Consider the following 12,526-nt stretch of genomic DNA (forward strand, 5'->3'; position numbering starts at 1 on the left):
CGGCTCATAAGCCACCGTTATGACCACATGAGCACACACGCAGATAGCAAGCCCTGGACCGTTCCCGCATTGGCCGAGGCCAAGCGCAATGGCCAGAAGCTGGTCATGTTGACCGCTTACGACGCCGGCTTCGCCCGTGCCTTCGATGCCAATGGCGTTGACCTGATCCTGATCGGTGATTCGCTGGGCATGGTGGTACAGGGGCACGACTCGACGCTGCCGGTCAGCGTTGACGACATGGTCTATCACACCCGTGCGGTCGCCCGCGTTCTTGAGCGCGCGCTGCTGGTCTCGGACCTGCCGTTCGGCGCCGACGCCACCGCCGAGCGCGCGCTGGATGCTTCGCTCAAGCTGCTGCAGGCCGGCGCGGAGATGGTCAAGATCGAAGGTGCTGGCTTCAAGCTGGACATCATCCGTCACCTGGTCGAGCGTGAAATCCCGGTCTGCTCGCACCTGGGCCTGACCCCGCAGTCGGTATTGCGTCTGGGCGGTTACCGCGTGCAGGGCCGTGGCGATGCTGCCAGGCAGTTGCTCGACGACTCCAAGGCCGTGGCCGAAGCCGGTGCCAGCCTGCTGGTGCTGGAATGCGTGCCGACCCCGATTGCCGGCCGCGTCACCGCTGAAATCACGATTCCCACCATCGGTATTGGCGCCGGTCCGGATTGCGACGGACAGGTGCTGGTGCTGCATGACTTCCTCGGTCTGGACAGCGGTCACCGGCGTCCCAAGTTCGTCAAGGATTTCCTTGCCGAAGGCGGCTCGGTGGCCGGTGCGGTCCGTGCCTATGCCGACGCCGTGCGCGCTGGCATCTTCCCCGACGCAGAACACGCTTACGCATCATGATCGAAACCGTTACCGAACTTTCCCGGCTGCGCGCCATTGTCAGCGGCTGGAAGCGCGAGGGCCTGCGCGTTGCGCTGGTGCCGACCATGGGCAATCTGCACGCTGGCCACTACTCGTTGGTGAAGCTGGCGCGTGAGCACGCTGACCGGGTGGTCTCCAGTGTCTTCGTCAACCCGACCCAGTTCGGCCCGAACGAGGATTTCACCCGCTACCCGCGCACGCCCGAAGCCGACACCAGTGGCCTGGAGCAGGCTGGCTGTGACGTGCTCTGGCTGCCCACGGTCGAGTCCATGTACCCGTTTGGCGTGGACCTGGCTGCCAAGGTCCATGTGCCGGGCGTGAGCTCGCTGCTGGAAGGCGCGCACCGTCCGGGTCACTTCGACGGCGTGTGCACGGTGGTCAGCCGCCTGTTCAACCAGGTGCAGCCGGATGTGGCGGCGTTCGGGCGCAAGGACTACCAGCAGCTGGCGGTGATCCAGCAGATGGTGGTGGACCTGGCGTTCCCGATCCAGATCGTCGGCGGCGAGATCGTGCGCGAGGCCGATGGCCTGGCGATGAGCTCGCGCAACCAGTACCTGACGCCCGATGTCCGGCCGCAGGCCACGGTGATCCGCAAGGTGCTGCTGGCCGCGCGCGATGCCTACCTGGGCGGCGCCGAGCGTGCCGTGGTGGAGCAGCAGGCCGCAGCACAGCTTCAGGCTGCCGGCTACCTGGTGGATTACGCGGTGGTGCGCATGCCCGACCTGAGCGAGCCGGGCACCAGCCATGAGGGCGCACGGGTGGCGCTGGTGGCGGCCAAGCTGGGCACGACCCGCCTGATCGACAATGTCGAGTTCTGAACAGGGCACCCGGCGGACTTGAGCTGTCCGCCGGTAGACTCCTGAATGACAGCCAATGGCGCCCTTGTGGCGCCATTGCTGTATCCGGGCAAACGCCATGGGAAAGGTCATGTTGCGGTGCGGGCAAGGGCGCGCGCCGGTGCTAGACTGCGCCCTTTCTCACGCAGTTTCGGCATTGTCATGCAACTCTCCCTGCTCAAGACCAAGATTCACCGCGCCACCGTCACCCATTCGGAGCTGAACTACGAAGGCTCCATCGCGATCGACGACAACCTGCTGCAGGCCACCGGCATCCGCGAGTTCGAACAGGTGCACATCTGGGACGTGACCAACGGTGCCCGTTTCACCACCTACGCCCTGCGCGCGGAAGCCGGCAGTGGCGTGATCTCGCTCAACGGCGGCGCTGCGCGCCACGTGCAGGTGGGTGACATCATCATCATCGCCGCCTTCGCCGGCATGAGCGAAGAAGAAGCCAGCACGTTCAAGCCCAAGCTTGTCTACGTTGACGGCGACAACCGCATTTCCCACACCAACGACAGCATCCCCACACAGGCCGCATGATCACCAACAACGGATTCGACGTATTGCACGCCCACGCCCAGCGTCTGCAGGGCACCGGCATTCCCTCGCTGATGGCTGCAGAGCCTGACCGGGTGCAGCGCCTGGCGCTGAAAGTCGGTCCGTTGTATGTGAACTTCGCGCGGCAGAAATACGACCGCGCGGCCTTGGATGCCTTGTTGGAACTGGCCGCCGCGCGCGATGTCGCCGGCGGTTTCCAGCGCCTGTTCGCTGGCCAGAAGATCAACCACACTGAAGATCGCGCGGTGCTGCACAGCGCGCTGCGCGGCGACGCCAGCGATGCGCCGGTTGCAGTGGCTGCGCGCGCTGAAGCGGTGGCGGTGCAGGCGCAGATGGGCGGCTTGATCAAGGCGCTGGAAGCCAGCAACGTTACCGATATCGTCAGTGTCGGCATCGGCGGTTCGGATCTGGGCCCGCGCCTGGTTGCCGACGCGCTGCGTCCGGCGTCTGGCGCGCGTTTCCGCGTGCATTTCGTTTCCAATGTCGACGGCGCGGCAATGCAGCGCACCCTGGCGACGCTGGACCCGGCGACCACCGCCGGCATCCTGATCTCCAAGACCTTCGGTACCCAGGAAACCCTGCTCAACGGCCGCATCCTCTGCGACTGGCTGGGCGGCAGCGAGCGTCTGTACGCCGTCAGTGCCAACCCCGAGCGCGCCGCCAAGGCCTTCGACATTGCCGCCGAGCGCGTGCTGCCGATGTGGGACTGGGTGGGCGGTCGTTACTCGCTGTGGTCAGCGGTGGGCTTCCCGATTGCCCTGGCAATCGGTTTCGAACGCTTCGGGCAGTTGCTGGAAGGCGCGGCGCAGATGGATGCGCACGCGGCCACTGCACCACTGGCGAGCAATCTGCCGGTGCTGCATGCACTGACCGATATCTGGAATCGCAATGTGCTGGGCTATGCCACCCACGCAGTGATGACCTATGACCAGCGCATGGCGCTGCTGCCGGCGTATCTGCAGCAGCTGGTGATGGAAAGCCTGGGCAAGCGGGTCAAGCGCGACGGCAGCCCGGTCGATGGCGACACGGTGTCGGTGTGGTGGGGTGGTGCTGGCACCGACGTGCAGCACAGCTTCTTCCAGGCCCTGCACCAGGGCACCAGCATCGTGCCGGCCGATTTCATCGGCTGCGTGCACAATGATGATCCCTACGAAATCAACCATCAGGCCCTGCTGGCCAACCTGCTGGCGCAGACCGAAGCGCTGGCGAACGGCCAGGACAGCGAGGACCCGCATCGCCAGTATCCGGGCGGTCGCCCGAGCACGATGATCCTGCTGGATGCGTTGACCCCGCAGTCGCTGGGCGCGTTGATCGCCATGTACGAACACGCGGTGTACGTGCAGTCCTTGATCTGGGACATCAATGCCTTCGACCAGTTTGGCGTTGAACTGGGCAAGCAACTGGCCAGCCAGTTGTTGCCGGCCGTGCAGGGCGAAGCGGTGGAAATTGCAGACCCGATGACCCGGGAGCTGTTGGCGCGCCTGCGCTGATTGCAGATTGTTGGTTGAAAAAAAAGCCGCGCAGAGATGCGCGGCTTTTGCTTTGCTCCCTCCCTTTGCCGAAGGCAAGGGGAGGGTTGGGGAGGGGTAAGCTCTTCGTGCTACGGGTGAAGGCCCCCGCCGAGCATGGCTCGGCACTACAGGTAGCAGGGTCAGCGGTTCGGGTCCCGCTCCGGGCTTGGGCGCTTGGTCAACTTGCGCTGCAGTGAGCGGCGATGCATGCCCAGCAGGCGCGCGGCCGCGGACACATTGCCGCCGGTTTCGTGCAGTGCCTGCTGGATGTGCTCCCACTGCAGGCGGCTGATTGGCGTCATCGCGTCGGGTGGTTCAACATCCTCGGGTTCCTCGCCGCCCTCGTCTTCCTCGCCAAGCGCGCGCAGGATCATCTGCACAGTCGCCGGCTTCGGCAGGTAATCATCCGCGCCCAGCTTGATCGCTTCCACCGCGGTGGCGATGGAGGCATAGCCGGTAACCAGCAGGATGCGCATGTCTTGGCGCAACTCGCGCAGCGGCTGGATCAGATTCAAGCCGGACTCGCTGCCCAGCTTCAGGTCGATCAGCGCGAATGCTGGCGGTGTCTGCGTGGCCAGCTGCAGGGCGCTGGAGATGTCGGTGGCGGTGATGGCTTCGATGCCACGACGGGCCAGGGTGCGCTGCAGGGTGCGCAGGTAGAGCGGGTCGTCATCGACCAGCAGGCCGTGGGTTGCAGCAGCATTCATGGACTTACCTCGATGTTGTTCAACGGCAGGCGAAAGCCGACGCGTGCACCCTGGCCTTCGGCCGGGCGCATCCACAGTTCGCCGTGCAGACGCTCAATGGTGGCATGCGACAGTGCCAGGCCGACACCCATGCCATTGCTTTTGCCGCTGTTGAACAAGGTGCCGGGCAGGGCAGCGTCATTGGCGTTGAAGCCGGGCCCGTAATCGCGGACCTCGCCGTAAAGCTGGCCCTCATGGATGCGGATATCCAGGTCGATCTGTGCACGACCTGCATGCTCGCCCGCGTCTGCGGCATTGTTCAGCAATACCTGCAGCAGATGACCGATGCCGGGGTCCAGCTTCAGCTGCAGTGGCGCATCGGGGTTGCGTCGCAACTGGATGGTCGGGCGCACCAGTCGCCATTGCTCCAGCACGCTGGCGATGGATACCGGTGCGCGGCTGCCTGCGCCTTGGGCGGGGGCGGCCAGCGCCAGTACCTTCTCCCGGCATTGCACCAGCAGCTCGCGTAGGGTTTCCAGGTCATCGCGCATTTCCGGGGTGGCGGCACCCTGCTCGACGATGTCGTCGGTCAGCAGGGTCATGGTCGCCAACGGCGTGTTGAGCTCATGGGCAACGGATGCGGCATGGGTGGCCAAGGCGACAATGCCTTCATTGCGGACGAAGCGTTCGCGCAGCATCGCCAGCTGGTTCTCACGCTCGCGCAGCGCAGCCGCCAGGCGGGTCGAGAACACCAGCACCACCACGCTGGACAGCAGGAAGTTGGCCGCCGCGCCCCACAGGTGCAGGCTCATCGTGTCGAAGTAGCCGCCCTTCAACGGCAGCCCGAACACGGCGCTCAGTGCGTAGCCTGCCACGCAGGCAGCGGCGACGGCGTGCGTCCAGCGTAGCGGCAGGGCAAGCGCGGCCAGCGCGATCAGGATCAGGAACAGCGAGCCAAACGGGTTGGCGATGCCGCCGCTCCAACCCACCATCCAGGTCAGTACCGTGACGTCGACCAGGATATGGCCGAAGGCGGTAACCGGTGCCGGGTCGGTGTCATGCACGCGCAGCTGCACGTACAGGTTGAACAAGGCCAGCACGGCGACGCCGGCCCATAGTGGCTCCTGCGGTAGTTCCAGCCCAAGCAGCCAGGTGGCTACAAGGATGGTGGCTGCCTGACCGGCGGTGGCCAGCCAGCGCAGGCTGCACAGGGTGCGCAGAAAAGAGGTGTCTCGGGTTTCCATGCTGCAATCGTATGCTGTCGCGGTGGCTGCCATGCAATCCAAGGTTCATGCCGCTCGGGTGGCTGGCGCGCTAAAATGGGTCATGCATGACGCCGTGACCCGCCCAACACCGCCCACCGACGCTACCGCGTGGCCCCGCCGCATCACCCAGTCCGTCGCCATCGGCGGCGTCAAGGTGGGCGGAGGCAATCCCGTGGTCGTGCAGTCGATGACCAATACCGATACCGCCGATGTGGCTGCCAGCGTCAAGCAGGTGGCCGAGCTCTGGCGTGCGGGCTCGGAGATGGTGCGACTGACCGTCAATAATCCCGAATCGGCCGCGGCCATTCCGCGCATCGTCGAGAAACTGGCGATGATGGGCATCGATGTGCCGCTGATCGGCGACTTCCATTACAACGGCCATCAACTGCTGACCGGCGAACCGGCCTGCGCCGAGGCACTGGCCAAGTACCGCATCAATCCGGGCAACGTCGGCTTCGGCAAGAAGAAAGACACCCAGTTCGCGCAGCTGATCGAATTCGCCATCAAGTACAACAAGCCGGTGCGCATCGGCGCCAACTGGGGCTCGTTGGACCAGGCGCTCGCCGCCAAGCTGATGGACGAGAACAGCCAGCGTGCGCAGCCGTGGGATGCCGGCCGCGTGCTGCGCGAGGCCTTGATCCGCTCGGCGCTGGATTCGGCCGAGACTGCGGTTGAACTGGGCCTGCCGCGTGATCGCATCGTGCTGTCGGCCAAGGTCAGTGGCGTGCAGGAACTCATCGCCGTGTACCGTGATCTGGCGCAGCGTTCGGACTTTGCCCTGCACCTGGGCCTGACCGAGGCTGGCATCGGCAGCAAGGGCATCGTCGCTTCGTCGGCGGCGCTGGCGGTGCTGATGCAGGAAGGTATCGGCGACACCATCCGCATCTCGTTGACGCCCGAGCCGGGCCAGTCGCGCACGCAGGAAGTCATCGTTGCCCAGGAGTTGCTGCAGACCACCGGTCAGCGCGCTTTCACGCCGCTGGTCACCGCCTGCCCGGGCTGCGGCCGTACCACCTCCGAGTTTTTCCAGGAGCTGGCCAAGGTGGTGCAGAACCATGTGCGTGAAAAGATGCCGGTGTGGCGTGTCAGCCATCCCGGTGCGGAGAACATGACGCTTGCGGTGATGGGCTGCATCGTCAATGGCCCCGGCGAGTCGCGTCACGCCAACATCGGCATTTCGCTGCCGGGTACCGGCGAAACCCCGGCTGCGCCGGTGTTCGTCGACGGCGAAAAGAAGATCACCCTGCGTGGTGAGAACATCGCCCATGAGTTCGTCGCGCTGATCGATGACTATGTCGAGACCCGGTATGCCCGAAGCTCCGGTTGATTCCCGGAGCGAAGCTGCCGGCCTGCGCCGCTGGCTCGCCCACAATGCGTGGCGGCTGGTGGTGTTGTTCATTGGCGTGCTGCTGCCGCTGGCGGGCTTCGTGGCCCTGGCCGACGAGATCCACGAAGCCGAAGCTTTCCACTTCGACGCAGCCCTGCTGCTGCGCATGCATGCCATCGCCTCGCCAGGCCTGAACGGCTTCTTCGTGCTGATGTCCAAGCTTGGCTATCAGTGGGGCGTCATCCCCTTGGATATCGTGATTGTGGCGGTGTTGCTGCTGTGGCGGCGCTGGCGCAAGGCTGCGTTCGCAGCGACGGCATTCATTGGCTCGGCGCTGTTGAACCTGGGGAGCAAGCAGATATTCCAGCGCGAGCGTCCGAGCCTGTGGGAATCGATTGCGCCGGAAAGCACGTTCAGTTTCCCCAGTGGGCACGCGATGGGCTCGATGACGTTGGCCCTGACCCTCGTGTTTCTGACCTGGCGCACGCGCTGGCGTTGGCCGGTGGTGGCGCTGGTCAGCGGTTTTGTCGTCTCGGTTGGCCTGTCACGGGTCTATCTGGGGGTGCATTACCCCTCGGACATCCTTGGCGGCTGGTGTGCCGCAACGATCTGGGTAACAGGCGTGTACATGGTGATGTTCCGTCGACGCTGGTCCTTGCCAGCGCCCTGACGTGCACTGCAATTGGTAGTGTCCAAAAGGTAAGGGAAGTCCTAAGTCATTGGACGAATTGACCTGATGGATACAGTATTGGCTGCGACGGCATAGTGAGCTCGCCAGCCGCAGGCACATAAACCGCATCATCCTGATGCTCAAAACTACAGATACATTTCCTGCGAGCGGGTGTCCGATAGAGCCCAGTTGGGCCACTTCTGCTTGATAATACACATGGCCTTGCCATGAGGGACGGGGGAGGGCCGTCGCCTCGCATGCTCGGATTTTGCCGCGCCCAAGGCCTCAACTGTCACCTCGCCGCGAGGAATCCTTCATGACCATCAGCGTTTTTCTTATCGATGACCACGCGCTAGTGCGCACGGGCATTCGGATGATTCTTTCGGGGCAAACCGATATAGAAGTCGTCGGTGAAGCGGATAGCGGTGACGTCGCGCTGCCGCTGATCCGCCGGCTGAAGCCGGACGTGGTCCTGTGTGACCTGCATCTGCCGGGCCTCAGTGGGCTGGAGATCACCGAGCGCATCGTCAAAGGCGATCACGGCACCAAGGTCATCATCGTCTCCGTGCTGGAAGATGGGCCGATGCCCAAGCGTTTGCTGGAAGCAGGTGCTTCCGGTTATGTGGGCAAGGGCGGGGATTCGAAAGAGCTGATTCGTGCCGTGCATGACGTTGCCATCGGCAAGCGTTATCTGGCTACCAGCATTGCGCAGAATCTGGCGCTGTCCAATCTGGAAGGCGGCGAATCGCCGTTCGACCTGCTCTCGCCGCGTGAGCTGGAAGTGGCCTTGCTGTTGATCCAAGGCCACCGTCAGGAAGAGATCGCCCGTCGCCTGAGCCTCAGCGCCAAGACCGTGAACACCCACAAAGCGCGTTTGTTTCAGAAGCTGGGGGTGCAGGACAACATCGCCCTGGCCAGGCTCGCCGCGCAATATGGCGTTGGTGATCCCACCAAGGCGATTTGAGCCTGGAGGGTTTCTCGCAGTCGCCGTTCTGCAGAGCAGCGCCCGTCAACTGCAGTCGAATCAAAAGGAGCACAGCGACAACGCTGTGCTCCTTTTGTTTGAGCGCACGATGGTCACATGCGACTCGACCTTGCAGGTAACGGCTTGGCGTTCGTCTGTTTGTGGGAGCGGTGTGAGCCGCGAAGCTGGCACTACTGAAGTCCCCAAGCCTTATGCCAGCTGATGATCTATGTGCTTCGCGGCTTACGCCGCTCCCACAAAAAATCAGATGCCGATCCTGGTGTTGTAGGGGCGGCGTAAGCCGCGGAGCTGGCGTTGCTGAAGCGTCAAAGGTCCGTGCCACCTGATGATTTATGTGCTTCGCGGCTTACGCCGCTCCTACAAAAAACCCGATGCCGACCCTGGTGTTGTAGGAGCGGCGTAAGCCGCGAGGCTGGCGTTGCTGAAGCGGCAAACGTCTGTGCCATCTGATGATCTTCTTGTTTCGCGGCTCACGCCGCTCCTACAAGGGGAACCTTCGCCGCTGTGATTGCGTGGCCCAGAAATGCAGAAAGCGGCCCTGAGGCCGCTTTCTGCTTTCAAGCTGCTTGTTCGGATCAGACGCTGCGCGGCTGATCGTCTTCCTGCTTCTCGGCCTCGGCATTCGCTTCGACTGCGAGGCTTTCCGCGTCTACGGCAGGAGCGACAACGACAGGCGTCGGTGCGGCTGCGGCGGCTGGTGCTGCAGTTTCAACGGCCGGCTTTTCAGCCGTTTCTTCAACAGCCGGGGCCTGGGCGAACAGCTGCCCGTTTTCCGGTGCTGCAGGCTGTGCAACCACCACTGCGGCCGGTTCCGGCTGCGGGATGCTGACCGGAGCTGGTGCGGCGTTGACTGGTTCAGCAGCAGCGACCGGCGCGATCGGCGCAGCGGCGACTTCTGCCGGTGCGCTGACAACTGCCGGGGCAGCCACAGGCGCTTCCACGCTGGCGACCACCGGTGCTGCGACGACTGCTTCAGCGGCGGTTTCCACCGGAGTGCTGATCGCCTGCTCGGCCTTGACGACCACCGGCTCGGCGGCAACTGCCACTTCGACGGGTGCGACCGGGGCCGGTGCGCTTGCTGCGACAACGGCCTCAGCAACCGGTGCCGACGCAGCTACTTCGACAGCAGCGGCAGGTGCTGCGGCAACAACAGCTGCGGCAGCCTGCGCGGGCGCAGCAGCAACCGGCTTGGCTGCTGCTACCGGAGCGGACACGGGGGCGGCCGGGGTTGCGGGCTCGTCATCGAACTCGAACTCGGGCTGGCTGCTGGCGGGCTTGGCCGACGCTTCATTGACTTCGCCATCGGCGTCATCAAAGGCGTCCAGGGCATCCTCATCACCGCCCAGGTTTTCACCGCCGGCGGCACCTTCACCGTTACCACGACGGCGACGGCGACCGCCGCGGCGACCGCGACGACGACGGCCACCGGCTTCGCCGGCACCGTCTTCGGTTGCTGCAACCGGGTTGCCGTTCTCGTCGACGGCCACAGCCGCTGCCGGCTGCTCCTCGGAGACGACCGCCGGCTTGGCGATCTCGGCAGCAATGGTGTTTTCCTTCACCACGGCATCGGTGTTGGCAACGGCGTCGTTGGCCACAATCGCTGCTGCGGCAACGACCGGCGCTGCGGCGACCGGTACAGCTGCGCGAGCGGCTTCCTGCTGTGGCTGCTGCTGGCGTGCGGGCTTCTCAGCCTGCGCGTTCTGCTGCTGGACCTGCTTGTCGGTGTCCTGCTGCGGCTTGGGCTGCTTCGGCTGCTTGGGCTGTTTGGCCTGCTGCTGCTCGTTGTTGCGCTGCTGCTTGGGCTGCTGCTGGGCCTGATCACCGCGCTGCTGTTCATTGCGCTGCTTGGGCTGCTGGGCGTTGTTCTGCGCCTGCTGCTGGCCCTGTTGCTGCGGCTTGTCAGCGTTCTGGCGGCGGTCTTCGCGGCGCTGCTCGTCACGACGATTGCCGTTGGCGTTGCCGCCCGCATTGGCATTGCCGTTGCCACCGCGACCCTGCTGGCCGTTACGGCCATCACGACGCTGGTTGCCGCGCTCGTTGCGGTTGTTGCGGCCGTTGTCCTGGCGCTGAGGCTGGGCCGGCTGTGCGGCCGGAGCCGGCTCGCCGCCGAATACGCGCTTCAGCCAGCCCATCACGCCGCCAGCGGCGGGCGCGACAGGTGCGGCAACCGGTGCCGGGGCCGGAGCGGCCTCGACGACTTCACGGATCGGCGCAGGCTGGCTGTGCTTGACGTGGGTCACGGCCGGCGCCGGGATGTTCAACTGTGCCTTGGTCAGTGCGTGCACCGGCAGCTTGCGCGGGGTGCCACGCTGGTAGCTGGGCTTGCTCGACTCTTCGCCCAGCTCGTTGTCGCGCAGACGCGTGACTTCGTAATGCGGGGTGTGCAGCTGCTCGTCGGCAACGATGACGATGGGGGCGTCATGGCGCTGCTCGATTTCACGCAGGGCGCTGCGCTTCTCGTTGAGCAGGTAGTTGGCGATTTCGACCGGGGCCTGGACCAGTACCTGTCCGGTGTTCTCCTTCATCGCGTGCTCTTCGGCAACGCGGATGATGGACAGCGACAGCGACTCGATGCTGCGCATGCGGCCCTGGCCGTCACAACGCGGGCAGACGATCTGGCTGGATTCGCCCAGGCTCGGACGCAGGCGCTGGCGGCTCATTTCCATCAGGCCGAAGCGCGAGATGCGGCCCAGCTGGACGCGGGCACGGTCGTACTTCAGCGCATTCTGCAGGCGGTTTTCGACTTCGCGCTGGTGCTTGCTGGAGGACATGTCGATGAAATCGATGACCACCAGGCCGCCCAGGTCGCGCAGGCGCAGCTGGCGGGCGACTTCTTCGGCCGCTTCCAGGTTGGTCTGGAAGGCGGTGTCTTCGATGTCGCTGCCCTTGGTCGAGCGGGCCGAGTTCACGTCGACCGCGGTCAGCGCTTCGGTCTGGTCAACCACGATCGAGCCGCCGGACGGCAGGCGCACGTTGCGCTCGTAGATCGCCTCGATCTGCGATTCGATCTGGAAGCGGTTGAACAGCGGGATGTCGTCTTTGTAATGCTTGAGCTTGCGCAGGGTCTGCGGCATCACCTGCTGCATGAAGTCGCGTGCGGTCTCGTACAGTTCCTCGGTGTCGACCAGGATCTCACCGACGTCCGAGCGCAGGTAGTCGCGCAGGGCGCGCACGATCAGGCGCGATTCCTGGTAGATCAGGAACGGGGCCGGCTTGGTCAGTGCTGCCTCGGCGATCGAGCGCCAGACCTGCAACAGGTAGTCCAGGTCCCACTGCAGCTCTTCGGCATCGCGGCCGACGCCGGCGGTGCGGATGATCACCCCCATGTCGTCGGGGATGTTCAGCTTGTCCAGCGCTTCCTTCAGTGCGGCGCGGTCTTCGCCCTCGATGCGACGGGACACGCCGCCGGCAGAGGGGGAGTTGGGCATCAGCACCATGTAGCGGCCGGCCAGGGAGATGAAGGTGGTCAGGGCGGCGCCCTTGTTGCCACGCTCTTCCTTGTCGACCTGCACGACGATTTCCTGGCCTTCGCGCAGGAGTTCCTTGATGCTGGCCTTGTGGTGGTCCACGCCGGCCTGGAAGTAATCGCGGGAGATTTCCTTCAGCGGCAGGAAGCCGTGGCGGTCACCGCCGTACTCGACAAAGGCAGCCTCGAGGGACGGCTCCAGGCGGGTGATGCGGCCCTTGTAGATGTTGGACTTCTTCTGTTCCTTCGACGGCTGTTCGATGTCGATGTCGTACAGGTTTTGCCCGTCGACGATGGCCACGCGCAGTTCTTCAGCCTGCGTGGCATTGATCAGCATTCGCTTCATTGTGCGTTC

Annotated in this window: 10 protein-coding genes; 7 read left to right on the forward strand and 3 right to left on the reverse strand. The window is 64.6% G+C overall.

The features are described 5' to 3' along the window. Nucleotides 1-27 precede the first annotated feature (27 nt). The 4 genes from panB (at nt 28) to pgi (ending at nt 3,751) form a co-directional block, all read left to right on the forward strand. Entirely contained in the window at nt 28-843 is an 816-nt protein-coding gene (gene panB, locus AC1VWL_RS01575; RefSeq protein ID WP_482985492.1) for a 3-methyl-2-oxobutanoate hydroxymethyltransferase, read from the forward strand. Then, a complete protein-coding gene (gene panC, locus AC1VWL_RS01580) occupies nt 840-1,682 on the forward strand; it encodes a pantoate--beta-alanine ligase (protein ID WP_482985493.1) in 843 nt (280 codons plus the stop codon). Before panB ends, panC begins: the two co-directional genes overlap by 4 nt. 180 nt (nt 1,683-1,862) lie before the next feature. Further along, nucleotides 1,863-2,243: an aspartate 1-decarboxylase gene (gene panD, locus AC1VWL_RS01585; RefSeq protein WP_282268181.1), complete on the forward strand. Its 381-nt coding sequence runs from the start codon at nt 1,863-1,865 to the stop codon at nt 2,241-2,243. After that, a complete protein-coding gene (gene pgi / locus AC1VWL_RS01590) occupies nt 2,240-3,751 on the forward strand; it encodes a glucose-6-phosphate isomerase (protein ID WP_482985494.1) in 1,512 nt (503 codons plus the stop codon). Before panD ends, pgi begins: the two co-directional genes overlap by 4 nt. A gap of 161 nt (nt 3,752-3,912) precedes the next feature. Here pgi and AC1VWL_RS01595 read toward each other — a convergent pair whose 3' ends face one another. Next, nucleotides 3,913-4,479, reverse strand: a complete 567-nt coding sequence (locus AC1VWL_RS01595; RefSeq protein WP_296251955.1) for a response regulator transcription factor — start codon at nt 4,477-4,479, stop codon at nt 3,913-3,915. After that, on the reverse strand, nt 4,476-5,702 hold the full coding sequence (locus tag AC1VWL_RS01600) for an ATP-binding protein (protein ID WP_282268175.1): 1,227 nt from the start codon (nt 5,700-5,702) through the stop codon (nt 4,476-4,478). The genes AC1VWL_RS01595 and AC1VWL_RS01600 overlap by 4 nt, the downstream gene beginning before the upstream one ends. An 82-nt stretch (nt 5,703-5,784) precedes the next feature. Between AC1VWL_RS01600 and ispG the strand changes: the two genes are divergently transcribed. The 3 genes from ispG (at nt 5,785) to AC1VWL_RS01615 (ending at nt 8,684) form a co-directional block, all read left to right on the forward strand. Beyond that, nucleotides 5,785-7,050 carry a flavodoxin-dependent (E)-4-hydroxy-3-methylbut-2-enyl-diphosphate synthase gene (gene ispG, locus AC1VWL_RS01605; RefSeq protein WP_296251972.1) on the forward strand — a complete coding sequence of 422 codons (1,266 nt, stop codon included), beginning with the start codon at nt 5,785-5,787 and terminating at the stop codon, nt 7,048-7,050. Then, entirely contained in the window at nt 7,031-7,720 is a 690-nt protein-coding gene (locus AC1VWL_RS01610; RefSeq protein ID WP_296251953.1) for a phosphatase PAP2 family protein, read from the forward strand. The genes ispG and AC1VWL_RS01610 overlap by 20 nt, the downstream gene beginning before the upstream one ends. Before the next feature lie 316 nt (nt 7,721-8,036). After that, nucleotides 8,037-8,684 carry a response regulator gene (locus tag AC1VWL_RS01615; RefSeq protein ID WP_282268171.1) on the forward strand — a complete coding sequence of 216 codons (648 nt, stop codon included), beginning with the start codon at nt 8,037-8,039 and terminating at the stop codon, nt 8,682-8,684. Between the two features lie 596 nt (nt 8,685-9,280). Here AC1VWL_RS01615 and rne read toward each other — a convergent pair. Then, nucleotides 9,281-12,517: a ribonuclease E gene (rne, locus tag AC1VWL_RS01620; protein ID WP_482985495.1), complete on the reverse strand. Its 3,237-nt coding sequence runs from the start codon at nt 12,515-12,517 to the stop codon at nt 9,281-9,283. Nucleotides 12,518-12,526: the final 9 nt, after the last annotated feature.

This window comes from Stenotrophomonas sp. STEN063, assembly GCF_056854515.1.